Below are 15,784 nucleotides of genomic sequence, written 5' to 3'. Positions count from 1 at the left end.
TATTCCTCAGGCGTTAATGCTGCGAAGAAGGTACCCGATGACGGTTCCCTGGGTGAGAACCCCGATGATGAGGAAGATCATTACGTAGACGAGTGATTCTCCGCTAATCCCACTGATGAGTGCTTTGAGCGGCCAATAGAGGGGAACGATCCCTGTAAGGTATTCGACCGGCTCGGGCAAGAGCGCGATGCCGAACACGGGAACCAGTATCGAGAAGCCAACGAATTTACTCACTGCTACCCCTTCGATTGTGTTGGAGGCAAAAGCTCGAAGGGTGAGTGCACACACGACCGCCCATAACGACCCACCAGCAGCGGTTGGAAGGCCTGTGTTTAATCACTAGCGGGCAGTGGATCACGTCGTGAGATCAAAGGCGTTGAAGCGGGAGAATGGTGATTGTGTCGACCCTCATTTCCCGCTTACCGAGCGATGTGTTTGGATCACTAAAAGAGTTTCTGAAGATACGGAGGAACCCGCCGCTCCGGAAGGAGGCGGCGGGTTCCCCGATTACGTGATGATACCACTACACTGTCTGCGGATTTATCTTGATACCACCTACCGGATGACGATCGATCTCCTGAGGGAAATGCCCCGAATAACGCGGGAGATCGGACTTGAACCGTCCGATCTCCCGCACTATTCCACGTTATGTCTCGCATTTGAAAGACTCGAAATGCGGATCTGCCGAGTGCAGCTGGGCCGATTGGCGCAGCAGCACTCGGCAGACGCTCATCTCGATTCGGTCGAACGCCTTACACAATGTGGATGGCGCGGGGAGATCGGCCTCAGCGTGGCCGATCTCCCCTGTTATTTGTGGCATCTCCTTCAGCAGGTCGATGGTCATGCGGTAGGACGTATCGAGGTAAATCCGCAGACAATGGAGGGAAACGTAGGCGTAGTCGGCGAATCCACCGCCACCGTCCGGGGCGGCGGATTCGCCTCTCTCACCCGTAACTCTTTGAACGATCGAGACACAACGCTCGGTGAAGCGGGAGATTTGCGTCATGGACAACGGAAGCCTCCCGCTTCAACTCCTTTGATTTAGTGACTCAACCCGACGCTGTCTAGTGATTCAACACAGCCAAGTCGATCAAACGCTTCATGGCCGCGACGACGTCGAAGTATTTCGGGCTCCGGTTCTTCTATTTCGCGTTCGCCTGCTTGCTGTACTCGATTTGGTGAGCAGTGGACCTACTCGTGCAGGTCGAGTTGACTGGTGAGTACGAACATTCGCCGATCGTAACAGCCGACAACACGCTGACGCTGCTGAAGAAGGAGACAGGGATCGGATAGTGAGGGTGCGCCACCCGCGTTAGCCCAGTGTCTGAGTGGCTACACTACCCGAAGTTTCGGAAACACTCCGAATTAGTTACCAACATAACAAGAACGCTCGTTGGGAGAGCGACCCAACCAGTTTCAGCTCGTCGATTCGACTGAAAGCACGCATCACAGTCCTGCTAAACCGGCTGTAGTCTCAACTTCCAAACCAGAAACAGAAGTTGAGACCGGTTGTCTCAATGCGTATGCCTCAAGCCCTCTCTGCTCAGCCGTTCAGAGCTGATCGATCGGCTTGTTGATGATCTGGAAGACTTCGCTCGCCCGGTAGAACCGATTCCGGTCTTTCCCGGTGAGTTCTTCGAGTATTCCGTCATCTTCGAGCTGTCCGATCAGTCGGTTAGCCGTGCTGTATTCGACATCCAACCAGTCGGTTGCTGTGTTCACGTCCAGGTACGGATCTTCGAAGAGCCGCATCACCAGTTCAAGGATATTCTCAGACCGCTCGCTCTGATAGCGCTGTTGATAGTCTTCTCGGAGGTCGACTAGCAGGTTGGCCCGCTGGTGGGCCTCATCTGCTTGCGACTGCACGCCACGCAGGAAAAACAGGAGCCACTCTTCCCATTCACCGTGCTGACTGACTGACAAGAGATGATCAACGTAATCTGACCGTCGTGCGTTGAAATACGAACTCAGGTAGAGATACGGCTCGGGCAAGAGACCATCACGTTGCAGAAGGAGACTGATCAATAGCCGCCCGAGTCGTCCGTTCCCATCGAGAAACGGGTGAATCGTCTCGAACTGGTAGTGGATCAGCCCGATTCGGAGAAGTGGATGCAGATTTGTCTCTTGGTTCGCATACTCGAGCAAGTCTTCGAGAAGGTCGAGGATCTCGTTCGGTGGTGGCGGGACGTATCTGGCGTCTTGGATGTATGGCGTACTGCCGATGAAGTTCTGAGTCGAACGGAGTTCCCCTGGGTCAGCCTCATCCCCACGGACACCCGAAAGCAACCGGTCGTGCATCTCGCATAGCAATTCGACGGTGATTGGATCGCCAGCTGTGATCGCATCCAATCCGTGCGTCAGCGCGTGTAGATAGTTCACGACTTCTTGGGTGCCCTGCTGCCTGTCTTCGTCGATGAGAGCCTCCTGTCCAGCCTCATAGGCGTAGATGTCTGAGAGGGTCGCATGTGTGCCCTCGATTTGCGAGGACTCCAGCGCTTCTTTTCGGATGAACGGCTCGATCAGGATCTCCCTTGAGCCGACACGTGGACCGATGCCGTGAAGTCGGCCAAGTGCCTGTGTCGCCTCCGCCAGCGGTGTAATGAGTTCCTCAGTACTGATTGAGGGCGGAAGCGGGTCAGGTTGAAACGCCGAATACGTCCCCTTCGACGTCGTCGTGGGAACGATCTCACCGGGTGTTGCCTCGTCGAAGTCATCTCGCTCCATTAGTGGTATCCCTACGAATACGCCCGCAACTATTGGTATTTTTGGTACTAAATCAAAATAACAGTCTGGCTGATTGCGCTGTTACAACTACTCAGGATCTTTGGGGACAGGTTTGGAGACACATATCTTTTCGCTGGTTTTGCGGGGGAGCACCTGCTCAGTGTGTCTGCAACTCGAGCGATTAGGACAGTTGTTTCGTCAGTTCTACACTCGGAATCTCCGGTGTGTCGGGGCCACTTGCATCGATTTCGCGCTGTTTTTCGAAGCCGAGTGTTTCGTAGAAGCCAACAGCGTTTCGCGACGCGGGAACGATTAGCTCCTCTACGCCTTCCTGTCGTGCGATTGTTTCGAGTTCCTCAACAATTGTGCGCCCGATTCCTTGTCCTGTGTAGTCGGGATCAACAAATGTTACAGCCAGCACGTTCTCGTCGAGGTGGATGCTCCCCCAGCCAACAATCAATCCATCTAATTCAGCAATAATTGGACGACACGAATCGTCGGTAAACTCATCTTCAGGAATTGCCTCAGCATCTGGCTCAGCGGGTGCCAGAAGCGCAAGCTGTTCGTCCGTGTAGTACTCTTCTCCGTTCTCTCGGAGCGACTCCGATTGGATACGCGCCATTGCTGCTGCGTCTTCAGGAGACGCCTCTCGAAGAGAGATCATTATGTGAACAAGCAAACAGCTAGAATAATAACTTTCCCCCAGATTGAGCAATCCTCGTTTATATCGAGCAGTTAGACGAATACTTGAGCGTGTCGCGGTCACCCTCTAGTCGTGGCTCCAACCCGTGAGTCTCGCCGTACTGTCTTCCGGCAGATCGCCCAGCTATCCTATATCGACTGGCCCACGTACAAGTCGAGTCCACTGTTCGATCGCACGTCGCTCTCCGGATTAGGGTCGGACGTTCGTCTCGTTGCGGAAACATGGTTCCAGCATGACGATCACGATAGCATTGATCAATTCGTCCACGCAGTACCACTCGCATACGTTCAGTTCGATGCCCACGACCGGTATGCGGGCTCAACGAGCTACAAGATGGAGACACTGTTTCGCCTGTTCCTGCTGAAAGAATGCCATGGCTGGGGCCACGAGACCGCCCTCGTCGAATATCTCACCAAACACCCTGATTTCTGCGAACAGATAGGTTTGGAGTCGGTGCCGAACCAATCCACTCTGTGGCGCAGCTGGCACAAACGGTTCACGGTCGATCTCCAGGACACCGTCGAGACCGCAACGCGGACCATCCTCATCAAAGCACAGAACGCGGGTGTCTCTGTTCCGCGTGAGCCAGAACGACAGAGCCGCAGACATGATAACGAGAGGCCGAAATCAGACCCCGATGACAAGACCGTATTAGAGCAGGTCGAGACCGTCACTGATCGCGTCAGCGACGTTGTGTTCCCAGCGTTCTCATTGGATCGAGGCGAGGGGTGTGAGATCCACGAGAACGCCTACTGGGATCTCCAAACGTACCTCGGACTCCGTGAGAATTTGGCCGTCAATGAGGGTGCTCGGAGCTTCATCCACGAGTCCAATCGAGAGCGAACACCACTCGGCCACGCCCATCGCGAGCATGTGCGGGACCTCTCTATCAAGAAGATACGCGAGATGTACCGCCAGGCCGTTGGCCGACTGCTGGACCGGGTCGCAGAGACAGAGCAGTTCTTTCGGGCCGGAATCGTCGCGATTGACACCACCGAGTCCGATCCGTTCACTGGCGACCGAGTAGGCCACGAAGACGAGATTATCGGCACAAAGGAGAACACCGACGAGTATGCCTACCAGTGGGCGACGGTCCAGTTGGTTGGGAATGCTGTTCCAATAGTCCTTGATGCGCGCCCAGTTCGGAAAGGGGACACGCGCAAGGAAATCGTCGAGGACCTCTTGGATTCGGCAGAGGCGGCTGTTCATGTCGATAACGTGCTGATGGACCGGGAGTTCGACAGTCAGCACATCCTGGAGATGCTCAGCCAGCGCGGCCTCTCCTACGTCGTGCCGAAGCGGATGCAGAACAGCGAGAAGGCCCAAGCCAAGCGACTTCTGAAGCGGGGGAAGGACCGCTACGAGACTGATCGAAAGCTGCATTTGGGCGATAACGAGTGGCATTCAACGACGCTCATCTACCGACGCAAAGAGAACTCCGAACACACCGATCATCGGCAGTACTCAGTGTTCATGACGAATCGGAATAGCGGGCTTCTTACCGAGTACGGGTACAGATGGGAGATTGAGAGTGGCTACAAGTCGATCAAACGGTTCATGGGCGCGACGACCTCGAAGAATTTTAGCCTCCGATTCTTCTACTTCGCCTTCGCCTGTCTCCTGTACTCGATCTGGCGAGCGGTTGATTTGCTCGTGCAGGTACAGTTGACCGGTGAATACGAGCATTCACCGATAGTAACAGCCGACAATACGCTAACGCTGGTGAAGAAGGAAACCGGAATCGGATAGTAACGAGACTCTCTCCGCGATAGCGGGGCGTCTGAGTGGCTACGCTGTCGAAAGTCGCCGAAATTCACGTATATGGTTGGAAGTTCAACAGAACCGCCCATCTGGAGAGTAATCTGAGTCGGTTTCCGATCACTGAATCGGCCGAAACCACGCATTGTAGACCCGCTATACCCGCTGTAGTCTCAACATCCCATAATCTCGGAGGATAGATTTGATGCGCGTCTTCTATTTTCTACTTAAGTATATGGAATAATATACTCACTCTAGCTTCTCTTTCTGTTTTTCATTAAATCCGCAGAATGTGTTAGGACTAGGTGAAAACAAGATCGGAACTGTATCGCCGTTGAGGGCTTCTGAAACACACATTTGGAAGAGAAGTAAGGCAGCAGATGTCGTAGGAGGTTGATCTAAGCTGCCGACGGCGAAAGATGATTTTTCCGCCTTTTGTGATATCTTGGTCCGGACACAGTTATGCGATCCAACAGAGCAAAACAATCCTTGATCGATACTGTCCAATTCGAACCTACTCAAGCAAAAGTCAACTACTCACTGTGCCTATTCATCCTCGGTATCTGTTGCGGCCAAAATCTCAGGATACCGGTTCCGTATCGTCATCTCGCTCACGTCCGTAGCATGAGCGATATCTGCTTGTCGGAGAGACTCATCGCACTGTTTGGCAGCCGCGTACAGTGCCCCCGCGGCGATGCCTACCGGATGTTTCCCGCTGTGTACGCCGTTTTCAACCGCGATTCCGGCGAGACGTCGTGCCTCTCGCTCTGTCGCGTCCGTACACTCCACGTCCGACGCGATCCGTCCGATGAACGAACGAGGATCTGTTGGAGGAATTTCTAACCCGAGTTCACGTGAGACGTGTCGATATGCCCGCTCAACGCGAATTTGTTCGACGCGGCTCACTGCCGAGACCTCGTCGGTAGAGCGCGGGACACCGTCCATGCGACTCGCCGCGTATAGCGCCGCAGTGGCGACGCTTTCAACGGCTCGACCCGTAACGAGCCCGTCCGCAAGTGCGCGACGATAGATGACGCCTGCTGTCTCTCGGGTGCTGTCCGGCACGCCAAGCGCGGAAGCCATGCGATTGATCTCACCGAGTGCATGCATAAGATTCCTATCCGCAGATGAGCGTCGTCGGAAGCGCTCATCCCACCGTCGGAGGCGACGCATCTGTTGTCGCTGTTCTCCTGACAGCGCGTTCCCCTTCGCATCGGTGTTTTGCCACCCAATCATTGTTGACAACCCCTTATCGTGTAAGAGGTTCGTGCTTGCTGGTCCAACGCGGGAGTCCTGATCGCCGGTGCCGTTCGGCGTGTACAGTTTGATGTTCGTATCAAGCGTCGCGTCTGAAACGACGAGTCCACAGTCGTCACAGACCGCATCAACGTCATCATCGGCTCGACGAAGTCGCCCGTGACACTCCGGACACGTAGTCTGACTGTGCCGTTCGTCCCCATTCTCCTCCGAAACGGAGTCGGTAACAGGCTGTCCGTCGCCGGTTTCGCTTGACGAGGGCGCATCAGTACCGTTTTTGCGGGAAACTGTGTCCGGTCGCTCTTGGTTAGTGCGCTCGTTCATCACGTGTCATCACCTCTCGTGACCGGGACAGAACAGACGCGTCCCACCGTGTGTCTGGCCAGTACCGTTCATTGTGGGCTCTGAGCCGGCGTCGAGTCGCTGATCCTGATACCGTGCGCGGTGACTCTCGTAGCAACGGCAGATGGAACTGACCACACTGTCTCGGTGGGTACTGTCACTCCGTCGATCGCGAGACAGACGAGTTTCCCTCGTCCCCGCCGCGCCGCAACGACAAATTCAAACCGCCGTGATCGGTCGTCAGTCGCTGTCACGTGGATCGTTGAGAGCCCGTTCACACTCTCCCACGTTGTCGTGTCGACGACCCTGAGGTCGCCCGCAGGAGTGACAGCAGTCGAGCCACAGGCCGGGCAGGACCCCTCGTGTGGACTTGTCCCGAGATACCCATAATCGGTCTCACACGCAAAGCAGTGTTCCATGGTCTGAGACTAGTATCGATCCACGATCGTCTCTGCGATGTGTGCCCGACCGGAACATGCTGGACAGGCAACTACGTCACCACCGTCTAACCCGAACACGGTCACAAATTGTTGTGAGACGTGTGCTCCGCAGTGGGCGCACTCAGGCATCGGATTACCCCAGCGAGCCCTCCATTTCGAGTTCGACGAGCCGGTTGAGCTCGACGGCGTACTCGATGGGCAGCTCCTCCGTGATGGGCTCGATGAAGCCCGAAACGATCATCTGCTTGGCGTCGTCGTCGTCGAGGCCGCGCGACTGCAGGTAGAAGATGTCCTCGTCGCCGATCTTCCCGACGGTCGCCTCGTGGGCGACGTCGACTTTCGACTCGTTGATCTCCATGTACGGCATCGTGTCCGACGTCGACTCGTTGTCGAACATCAGCGCGTCGCACTCCACGGCCGTCGAGGAGTTCTCGGCGCCGTCCGCGATGTGGACGAGCCCGCGGTAGTTCGTGCGGCCGCCGTCCTTCGCGATCGACTTCGACTCGACGGTCGACTTGGTGTCCGGCGCGTTGTGGTACACCTTCGCGCCGGTGTCGATGTCTTGGCCCTCGCCCGCGAAGGCGATGGTGATGTGGTTGTCGGAGGCGCCGCGCCCCTTCAGGATCGTCGAGGGGTACAGCATCGTCGCCTTCGACCCCATCGACCCGGAGATCCACTCCATTCGCCCGCCCTTCTCGGCGATGGCGCGCTTCGTGTTCAGGTTGTACGTGTTCTTCGACCAGTTCTGTACGGTCGAGTACTGGACGTGGGCGTCTTCGTCGACGAACACCTCGACGCCGCCACAGTGGAGATTGAACTTCGAGTACTTCGGCGCTGAACAGCCCTCGATGTAGTGAACCTCCGAGCCTTCTTCGGCGATGATGAGCGTGTGCTCGAACTGGCCCATCCCTTCGGAGTTCATCCGGAAGTACGCCTGGACGGGCATGTCGACGGTGGTGTTTTCGGGGACGTAGACGAACGAGCCGCCGGACCAGATGGCGCCGTGAAGCGCCGCGAACTTGTTGTCGCTCGGGGGGACGCACTTCGTCATGAAGTGCTCGCGGACGAGCTCCTCGTGTTCCTGGACGGCCTCATCCATGTTACAGAAGATGACGCCCTTCTCCTCCCACCGCTCCTGCATGTTCTGGTAGACGACTTCCGACTCGTACTGGGCGCCGACGCCCGAGAGCGCGTTCTTCTCGGCCTCCGGGATGCCCAGCTTATCGAACGTGTCCTTGATGTCGTCCGGGAGCTCCGTCCAGTCGTCGACGCCGGCGCGGACGTCGACGTCCGGCCGAATGTAGGGGACGATCTCGTCGACGTCGACTTCGCTCAGGTCCGGCTGACCGGGCCAGTCGGTCGGCATCGGCATCTCTTGGAACTGTTCGAGCGCGCGCAGGCGCCGCTCCAGCATCCACTCCGGCTCGTCTTTGTCCTCCGAGATGACGCGGACCGTCTCCTCGGTGAGCCCCTTCTCGGTCTGGAAGGCAGACTTCTCCTCCTTCTTGAACTCGAAACGGGCCTCGGTGTTTGTCTCTTTGAGATCGTCTTGTTTTGAACTCATCAAAGTATTCTTCAGAGACTACGAATATAAGTGTGGTGAGCTGGAACACTCATTAGTAACTTATACTGGTTTCTTTAACGAAAATGAATAACTTTGTGTAGTTTAATTCGGTTTCCCTACTCAGTAGAATTTAATATTTAGCGAGAGGACCATTCGGTAGAAACAGGGTCACCGTCACTCGTTAGCGAGAATGACTTGACAGCACTCGATCGCTGCTTCAATGTGGCGGTCGGCGACCACGTCGCCCGTTTCGTCAGCCGACTCAAGCAGTGTAGCAACCTGGTGGACCCGTTTCCGTCTGATTTCCGTGTCAAGATCGTCACTAGTAGCATCGCGGGCGACGGCTTCAGCCTCTCCGAGCCATCGGTTCGTCGCTGGCGGTACCGGACGATCTGCGGTCGCAGTTAGATGGGTCGCCAGTGCGTCGACCGCAGCCCGCGGCTCGGTTGGGATGTCGATTTCGTCTGTCATTATTGGTGTATTCGCATCCACTGTGAAGAATTGTTGCGCCAAGCTACATCCAGATGCTTGAGAACATCTTCAACATAGCACGACCTCTTGTTCGCCTATCGTAACGTGTCTGCGGTATCTGTCTGGGCTTGTTCGAGAGACACACCAGACGACACAACCTCATGCGCAACCGAGAGGGACTATGCTCGAGTCGCTCTTCCGGATTGACGTCGTCCTCTTCGTCCTCATCGGCGTGCTGGGCGGCGCACACTGTATCGGGATGTGCGGTCCACTTGTGACAATGTACTCGAAACAAATGACGCCGCAGCCCGATGGCGGAACGGTGACAGCCAACGACGGGCGTGCCAGTCATCTCACGACCTACGAGGTTCGCCAGCACTTCCTGTTCAACGTCGGCCGGGCAACCACGTACGCGATTCTCGGGGCCGTCTTCGGCGCGCTCGGAAGCGTCGTGTTCGTCACCGCTGACCAGTTGACGCCGATCGCCGACCTCCTGCGAGGTGTTGTCGGTCTTGCGGTCGGAGGGTTCATCGTGGCGACCGGCGTTCGATACGTCATCGGCGGAAGCGGAGGCGACATTCGAATACCCGGCGTCCAGCGCGTTACGTCGTGGCTCGCGGCGAGAGTTCACCGACACGTGAACAGCCCAAGTATTGTCGGGCTCGGCGCCGTCCACGCGTTTCTTCCCTGCCCGATGCTGTATCCCGCGTATCTGTTCGCCTTCGCGAGCGGCTCCCCGACCACCGGGGGAATCGCTCTCGGTGCCCTCGGCATTGGGACGATCCCGGCTGTCTTCCTCTATGGAACGATTATCCAGTCGATCGACGTTGCCCACCGGCGTCGCGTTCATCGGCTGCTCGGCGTGGTGTTCGTCGTGCTGGGGTACGTGCTGTTCGCGCACGGCCTGATGGCGCTCGGAGTTCATCTTCCACACCCGATGTTCCCGCATTACCAGCCCCTCGGGGGCGCGATGGGGCACTGACCCAGCTCTGGATCTTTTTCGCTGGCTCGATACAGGTGGCGGCTCCAAACAACAACAATGAGGGGGAACACGACGGCAGCCGGCCACCCGGAACCCCACGACCCGTCACGTGGTTGCCGCTCGTTCGAGGTCGTCGACGAGCCGGTCGATGTCTGCTCGCGGCCCCTGTGGGTGCGCCCGTTCGATGGGTCGCGTTAAGTTAGTATCACCATCGCTTCTGTCATGCGATTTTACAGTAGCGTTTTCGAATGTTGTAGCTGATCGTGTTCTGTGGATCACGGGAAGGGGAACTGAGAAGGCAGATCCGGTTCTTCGCGGAGTTACTACCTATTGTGAGTTTATAACGCAGCTGTTCCGAACCCGATGAATACTCTCGCTGTCTTGCGTTTCTGTGTAACGTAACGCGACCAATAGGGTCTCACTTACATACGCCAGTAGCCTCAATTTGAACTGTAGCATCGTTCGGCAACTGCTCGACGCCAACGAAGGTCCGTGACGGCCGTTGACCCCCAAAGAATTCGTCGTACGCCTGCGTAACTGCCTCTAATTGGCTCATGTCAGTCAGGTATACTGTGGTTCGCATTAGTTCCTGACGACTGACGCCAGCTTCAGCAGCGACAGTACGAACGCGTTCAAGCGCCTCGAGTGTCTGTGTTCGGACACCCTGATCTAACACCGTCTCTTTGCTAGGCACTTGACCATCGAAACATACCAGCTGTAAACCGCGATTCCGAACACTGTACGGAGTTGTTAACGAACTATCTCGTTCCTTTCGGGTTATGTTTTCGGACATGTTAGTCACTTAGCTTCGAGTTTCCTGGAGGTTTGTTATTGGCTGCTCGAAATTCGAGGAACTCATCGTACTGCTCAACAACAAGTGTCGAGTCTGCCCGCGGCTTCGCAGTACAGATGAGTACGTAGCCTGCCTCTCGGTCTTCAGTGTCGTACCGACGCGCGTTTGGATGGACAACGTCGCCGTCAACCAAACGAGCAGCACAGGTAATACACCAACCTTGTTGACAGTCAGCTGTGAGCCACACACCCGCCGAACGCGCGGCCGCCAGAATCGTCTCGTTCTCACTGACCGCAAGTTCGTGTGTTTCGCCGGCTTCGTCCAGCGACGACTCTTCGGGAACGACGATCGTGACGGTCCACGTATCGTCCGACGACTGTGTCATAAATGAGGGGGAGAGTGGAGGCCGTTGTGACTCGCTCAGGCGGAGTCGTTGAACGGGTTGTTCTTCGTGTATGGCGCGTCGCCCGGCTCGCCGCGCGCGAAGTGCCCGGCCGGGTTGATCTCGTTGTCCCGCTCCTTGCTCAGCAGCTCGATGAACCAGGCCTCGTGGTCCATCTCCTCGTTGAGGATCCGCTGGGCCATGTCGTAGGTTCGCGGATCGGCACCGCGGGTCATGTCGCAGATCTCGCTCCAGGTACGGATCGCGCACCGTTCCGCTTCGAGCAGTACCTCGAGGATGTCTTCCACCGCGAGGTCCTCAGTGTCGAAGCCGCCGCTGTCGTCCATCGGCGTCGGTACCTCGGCGTCGGGACAGGAGGCCCGGTCGGCGAAGTCTCTGATGTCGTTCGGCAGCGACCCCTCGAGTTCATACACCCGGGGGACGACGAGCTCGAAGTGGGCCCGGTCTTCGAGACGGGCGTCCTCGGTGATCTCCTTGTAGTCCTCCTCCCCGGCGAGGTGCATCCGGAGGTTCGTGTAGTAGTAGTAGGTCGTGAACTCCGCGCCGATCGCGTCGATCAGCTTCTCTCGGAGCTCCTCGGGGTCGACGCCTCGTTCGCGGATGACCTCGGCGCCGACTCGCTTGCTCGTGTCGCCCGGTTCCACGGAACCGCTGCCGTGTTCTTTCTCGTTTGCCATCACATCTCTACATACCCCGGTAACAGTAATCAGAATTGCTTTAGCAATAGATGAAATTTCCTGTTAAAAGAATGAAACAGCAGTGAAAACAATTCTTTTGTGTATCTACTATTTAGCAATAGATGAATGAACGATGAGCCTGAACCCGCCCAAGAGACACGTGAGTTTGAGTTTGTCCTCCAGTTCGAGTCAGGAGCCGATGAGTTGATGGATGTGTTCCGACAATACGAGAGCCTCTCGTTGTGGTCGTCCGCGATTTTCGTGAATGACAGCTATATGTGGCGGCTCGACTACGCGAAGGGGACGAGCGAAGCGCTGGACGCGTTCGATGAGGTGTTTCTTAACGAAACCCGCTGTAACGAGTGTTTCGACGTCGTAGATTGTGATACGGACCGGTCATATTGCGTCCTAGATCGGCAAGAGACCAGCCGAACTATCTACACACTTCGCCGAGAAATTGACAGCTGTCATTCACTTCCGCATATCATACTCGATCATATTCAGACAGGAACCATATTCGAATCCCGCCGAGTCGGTGACGAGTACCGGTGGCGCATTCTCTTTCCTGGTAATTCTCCTATTGGAGACATCTACGATACACTGGAAGCACAGCTTCGGGAGGGCGTGTCGCTTTCGGTGTCGCATATCACTACTGGCAGCGACTGGAAGGCGACCGAACGCCTCGCAACGGACTTCTCGCCAGAACACTGGGAAGTGCTGAAGGCGGCGGTCAAGCACGGGCACTACGAACGGCCGAGACAAGTTTCTGTCTCCGATCTTGCGTCGATACTTGATGAACCCCGTTCTACGGTTCAATATCGACTACGAACCGCAGAGGATCGTATCGTGTCGGAATTTGTCGAGCGAACACTGTGAACGATGGTGGCTACGAGTCGTAGATATCACGTTTGCTGAAAAGCCCCAGCATCGAGGATATGAAAAAGTGTTCTGAGCTCCGCCTCCGGCGCTACCCGTGACCGTCTCGTATTGACTACAGAAGCTACGGCTCTGTGGATATAAACCACCGTAGTACAGTCCTCGAACGGGGGAATTATACAACTTCTCTTTTATTTCCGTGATCAAATATACCTATGTTCTCGACGGTGCTTCCCGACATCTTGATTCAGGGATGGGCGCTACAGCTCTCGCCGGAGCTTGCGAGCCGTGCGCAGTTCGGCTGGACGATCAGCGTTCACATAATTTTCGCCTCGCTCTCGGTCGGGCTGGCGCCGTTCATCGTCTACTTCACTTGGAAGGACGTTCGGACCGACGACGAGCGGTTCACACGGCTGCGATCATTCTGGGTAAAGGTGTTCGCCGCCGGATTCGTCATGGGAACGGTCACTGGCATCCCGATGAGCTTCCAGTTCGGGACGAACTTCCCGCAGTTCGCCGAGGTGGCTGGAGAGCTGATCGGTGGGCCGCTCGCATTCGAAGCGAAGATGGCGTTCTTCCTTGAGGCTGTTTTCCTCGGGGTATTGCTGTTCGGTCAGGAACGCGTCAGCGATCGGACCTACATTCTCTCGTCGGTACTGGTGGGAGTCGGGGCTTGGCTGTCGGCCTTCTGGATCCTGATCGTCAACGCTTGGATGCAGACTCCACAGGGCTTCGAGATGATCACGCGTAACGGTATGGAGGTCGCAAAGCTAACCGACCCGCTGGCTGCGTTCTTCACGCCCCGGATGCCGTGGATGTATGTACACATGGTCAATGCGTCGGTTATTTCTGTCGCGCTGCTGGTCGCCGGGGTCTCGGCGTACATCGTCTGGAAGAAGCGCGATGCTGCTACGTGGAACACTGCGTTGAAACTCGCGGTTATCATCCTGCTCGTCACCGCTCCTCTGCAGGCAGTCCATGGTGACGCGTATGGGCGTCACGTCGCAGATACACAGCCACAGAAGTTCGCAGCCATGGAAGCTCACTACGATACCGGCACGGCGGACTTACACCTGCTCGCGTTCCCAAAGAGCATTGACGCAATCACCGATCCGAAAGCCGAGAACCTCTTTACTGTGAGTCTTCCGGGGGTCGGGTCGTTCCTCGCTACCGGTGGTGACTTTGACGCCGAAGTGCTTGGATTAAACGAGTATGAGGAGAACCCGCCCGTAGCGATAGTGTTCTGGTCGTTCCGGTTCATGGTCGGACTCGGATTCCTGTTCATCGGGCTGGCACTATGGGGCGGGTATCTCATCTACAACGGACGCCTCTCGGAGAGCAGTCGATTCCTGAAGACGATGATCGCTGCGTCGCCGCTCGGCTACGCGGCGCTTCTCACGGGGTGGTACGTCACCGAGATCGGCCGACAACCGTGGGTCATTCAGGGCGAACTCAGAACTAGTGAGGCCGTTTCCTCGACATTGAGCGGAACCGAAGCGACTCTGACGCTCGTCGGCTTCGTCGTTATCTATATCGGATTGATCTTGGTAGCCCTTCATGTGCTGCGGTGGCTGGTCGAAGACGAGCTCCGTGAACTCGGAGTGAAGGTATCGGACGACGACCGCTGGTACGGTCCGGTCCCGAAGGTGAGCGACGATGACTGAGCTCGTGTTGCTCGTCGACGCGTATCTTGTCGACGCGCTCCCCGAGATCTGGTTCGGTGCCGTCATGTTTGCGCTGGCGATGTACGTAGTCCTCGACGGGTTCGACTTCGGAATCGGAATGCTGTACGCGACTCGCGACGACGAACGCGAGAAGGAGACACTCTTGACGGCGTTCGGTCCGGTTTGGGACGCAAACGAGGTGTGGGTCGTCGCCTTCGGAACGATGCTGCTAGCGGCGTTCCCGCGAGTGTACTCGCGGGTCTTGGCCGATCACTACCTGCTCGCGCTCGGGTTCGTGCTCGCGCTGCTGTTCCGCGGGCTCGGCCCGGAAATGCGCGAACAGCGCGACGACGAGCGCTGGAAGCGGTACTGGGATTACTCCTTTATTGGAGGGAGCTTTTTCGCGCCGCTGTTGTTCGGGACTCTCGCCGGTCGGTGGATCTTCGACGCGCCGACGCTGTCGCTGCCGGCACTGCTGACTGGTGTCGGCCTCGTAACTGTCTCGGTCGCCACCGGCTCGGCCTTTCTGACAGCTAAGACCAGGCCACGGTTAGCGTCAGACCTGCGCACGTACGGAATAATCGCGACGCTGGTATACTTGATCGGAGTTGTCGCTCTGCTGACGACTGTTGTCGTAACTGATGCCGGAGGTGCTGCCGAAACGGTTCTTTCGCTTCCCGTAGGTGCGATTGTCGTCTTGTCGGTCGTTGCGGGAGGTGGGGGAAGTGTTCTCGCTCTGCGCGGCAAGTACCGTGCTTGGCTGGTGAGCGCACTCGGGCTTCCGGCGCTATTGAGCCTGCTGGTCGCGCTCCTGCTGTATCCGACGATCTATCCGCCAACCGGCTTGACAGTTCGAGAAGCGGTTGTTTCACCGTTAGCGCTGAATCTCGTGACGATTCTCGGATTTCCGGCGCTTCTCCTCGTACTGTGGTACTTCAAATTCCTCTATGGCGTGTTTAGCGGTCCGATCGAGGGTGAGGGATACAAAAATTGAACGTGTATACCACCCCGTTGGCACCAACGTTCTTTTGACATCTGTTCGGACGTGGACCGTTGCGACGGTGAGCTAGATAAGACCTGCTAGGCGGGTAAGTCGGTGAACTACCCCATCCTACTCGCTCACGGCGTTT

The 15,784-nt window shown here is 56.7% G+C and carries 14 protein-coding genes and 2 pseudogenes; 6 read left to right on the top strand and 10 right to left on the bottom strand.

The features are described 5' to 3' along the window. Positions 1–6: 6 nt before the first annotated feature. Together DQW50_RS13695 and DQW50_RS13690 are read right to left on the bottom strand one after the other, a co-directional pair. Positions 7–234, bottom strand: a complete 228-nt coding sequence (locus DQW50_RS13695; RefSeq protein WP_112079830.1) for a hypothetical protein — start codon at positions 232–234, stop codon at positions 7–9. Positions 235–673: 439 nt separating this feature from the next. Next, positions 674–1,006, bottom strand: a pseudogene (locus tag DQW50_RS13690) (IS5/IS1182 family transposase); the annotation flags it as partial. A gap of 77 nt (positions 1,007–1,083) precedes the next feature. On the opposite strand from DQW50_RS13690, the pseudogene DQW50_RS18520 reads away from it, so the two are divergent. Further along, positions 1,084–1,293 (top strand): annotated as a pseudogene (locus DQW50_RS18520) (transposase); the annotation flags it as partial. 258 nt (positions 1,294–1,551) lie between these two features. On the opposite strand, the gene DQW50_RS13680 reads toward DQW50_RS18520, so the two are convergent. Both DQW50_RS13680 and DQW50_RS13675 read right to left on the bottom strand, forming a co-directional pair. Continuing rightward, the gene (locus DQW50_RS13680) at positions 1,552–2,724 is read right to left on the bottom strand and encodes a Fic family protein (protein WP_112079829.1); all 1,173 of its coding nucleotides are present in this window, start codon (positions 2,722–2,724) and stop codon (positions 1,552–1,554) included. A 181-nt stretch (positions 2,725–2,905) separates the two neighbouring features. Further along, positions 2,906–3,388 carry a GNAT family N-acetyltransferase gene (locus tag DQW50_RS13675; protein WP_112079828.1) on the bottom strand — a complete coding sequence of 161 codons (483 nt, stop codon included), beginning with the start codon at positions 3,386–3,388 and terminating at the stop codon, positions 2,906–2,908. Between the two features lie 111 nt (positions 3,389–3,499). Between DQW50_RS13675 and DQW50_RS13670 the strand changes: the two genes are divergently transcribed. Continuing rightward, the gene (locus tag DQW50_RS13670; protein ID WP_112079827.1) at positions 3,500–5,176 is read left to right on the top strand and encodes a transposase; all 1,677 of its coding nucleotides are present in this window, start codon (positions 3,500–3,502) and stop codon (positions 5,174–5,176) included. 555 nt (positions 5,177–5,731) lie between these two features. Here DQW50_RS13670 and DQW50_RS13665 read toward each other — a convergent pair. The 3 genes from DQW50_RS13665 to DQW50_RS13650 form a co-directional block, all read right to left on the bottom strand. After that, positions 5,732–6,766, bottom strand: coding sequence for a transcription initiation factor IIB family protein (locus DQW50_RS13665; protein ID WP_241964431.1), 1,035 nt, complete (start codon positions 6,764–6,766; stop codon positions 5,732–5,734). A gap of 591 nt (positions 6,767–7,357) precedes the next feature. Next, entirely contained in the window at positions 7,358–8,788 is a 1,431-nt protein-coding gene (gene sufB / locus DQW50_RS13655) for a Fe-S cluster assembly protein SufB (protein WP_112079824.1), read from the bottom strand. 174 nt (positions 8,789–8,962) lie between these two features. Further along, on the bottom strand, positions 8,963–9,259 hold the full coding sequence (locus DQW50_RS13650; RefSeq protein ID WP_112079823.1) for a hypothetical protein: 297 nt from the start codon (positions 9,257–9,259) through the stop codon (positions 8,963–8,965). 181 nt (positions 9,260–9,440) lie between these two features. On the opposite strand from DQW50_RS13650, the gene DQW50_RS13645 reads away from it, so the two are divergent. After that, positions 9,441–10,241, top strand: a complete 801-nt coding sequence (locus tag DQW50_RS13645; RefSeq protein ID WP_112079822.1) for a sulfite exporter TauE/SafE family protein — start codon at positions 9,441–9,443, stop codon at positions 10,239–10,241. A 418-nt stretch (positions 10,242–10,659) separates the two neighbouring features. Here the strand turns inward: DQW50_RS13645 and DQW50_RS13640 are convergent, their stop codons facing one another. From DQW50_RS13640 to dps, 3 genes are read right to left on the bottom strand one after another with little or no spacing between them, the layout of a single operon-like run. Further along, on the bottom strand, positions 10,660–11,034 hold the full coding sequence (locus DQW50_RS13640; RefSeq protein ID WP_112079821.1) for a RidA family protein: 375 nt from the start codon (positions 11,032–11,034) through the stop codon (positions 10,660–10,662). A gap of 1 nt (position 11,035) precedes the next feature. After that, positions 11,036–11,419: a 2Fe-2S iron-sulfur cluster binding domain-containing protein gene (locus tag DQW50_RS13635; RefSeq protein ID WP_112079820.1), complete on the bottom strand. Its 384-nt coding sequence runs from the start codon at positions 11,417–11,419 to the stop codon at positions 11,036–11,038. A gap of 35 nt (positions 11,420–11,454) precedes the next feature. Beyond that, on the bottom strand, positions 11,455–12,114 hold the full coding sequence (dps, locus tag DQW50_RS13630) for a DNA protection during starvation protein (protein ID WP_112079819.1): 660 nt from the start codon (positions 12,112–12,114) through the stop codon (positions 11,455–11,457). A 126-nt stretch (positions 12,115–12,240) separates the two neighbouring features. On the opposite strand from dps, the gene DQW50_RS13625 reads away from it, so the two are divergent. The 3 genes from DQW50_RS13625 (at position 12,241) to DQW50_RS13615 (ending at position 15,648) form a co-directional block, all read left to right on the top strand. Next, positions 12,241–12,990: a helix-turn-helix domain-containing protein gene (locus DQW50_RS13625; protein ID WP_112079818.1), complete on the top strand. Its 750-nt coding sequence runs from the start codon at positions 12,241–12,243 to the stop codon at positions 12,988–12,990. 215 nt (positions 12,991–13,205) lie between these two features. Further along, on the top strand, positions 13,206–14,654 hold the full coding sequence (locus tag DQW50_RS13620) for a cytochrome ubiquinol oxidase subunit I (RefSeq protein ID WP_112079817.1): 1,449 nt from the start codon (positions 13,206–13,208) through the stop codon (positions 14,652–14,654). Continuing rightward, positions 14,647–15,648, top strand: coding sequence for a cytochrome d ubiquinol oxidase subunit II (locus DQW50_RS13615; RefSeq protein WP_112079816.1), 1,002 nt, complete (start codon positions 14,647–14,649; stop codon positions 15,646–15,648). The genes DQW50_RS13620 and DQW50_RS13615 overlap by 8 nt, the downstream gene beginning before the upstream one ends. Positions 15,649–15,784: the final 136 nt, after the last annotated feature.

The organism is Halorubrum sp. 48-1-W (assembly GCF_003287355.1).
In the GTDB taxonomy this organism is placed as follows: Archaea; Halobacteriota; Halobacteria; order Halobacteriales; family Haloferacaceae; genus Halorubrum.
This window is presented reverse-complemented; position numbering and strand designations above follow the sequence as displayed.

Coding starts and splice junctions, on each gene's coding strand:
- DQW50_RS13675 (WP_112079828.1), bottom strand. CDS start 3,388: ATGATCTCTCTTCGAGAGGCGTCTCCTGAAGACGCAGCAGCAATGGCG.
- DQW50_RS13665 (WP_241964431.1), bottom strand. CDS start 6,766: ATGAACGAGCGCACTAACCAAGAGCGACCGGACACAGTTTCCCGCAAA.
- DQW50_RS13635 (WP_112079820.1), bottom strand. CDS start 11,419: ATGACACAGTCGTCGGACGATACGTGGACCGTCACGATCGTCGTTCCC.
- DQW50_RS13640 (WP_112079821.1), bottom strand. CDS start 11,034: ATGTCCGAAAACATAACCCGAAAGGAACGAGATAGTTCGTTAACAACT.
- DQW50_RS13620 (WP_112079817.1), top strand. CDS start 13,206: ATGTTCTCGACGGTGCTTCCCGACATCTTGATTCAGGGATGGGCGCTA.
- DQW50_RS13625 (WP_112079818.1), top strand. CDS start 12,241: ATGAACGATGAGCCTGAACCCGCCCAAGAGACACGTGAGTTTGAGTTT.
- DQW50_RS13645 (WP_112079822.1), top strand. CDS start 9,441: ATGCTCGAGTCGCTCTTCCGGATTGACGTCGTCCTCTTCGTCCTCATC.
- DQW50_RS13680 (WP_112079829.1), bottom strand. CDS start 2,724: ATGGAGCGAGATGACTTCGACGAGGCAACACCCGGTGAGATCGTTCCC.
- DQW50_RS13650 (WP_112079823.1), bottom strand. CDS start 9,259: ATGACAGACGAAATCGACATCCCAACCGAGCCGCGGGCTGCGGTCGAC.
- dps (WP_112079819.1), bottom strand. CDS start 12,114: ATGGCAAACGAGAAAGAACACGGCAGCGGTTCCGTGGAACCGGGCGAC.
- DQW50_RS13615 (WP_112079816.1), top strand. CDS start 14,647: ATGACTGAGCTCGTGTTGCTCGTCGACGCGTATCTTGTCGACGCGCTC.
- sufB (WP_112079824.1), bottom strand. CDS start 8,788: ATGAGTTCAAAACAAGACGATCTCAAAGAGACAAACACCGAGGCCCGT.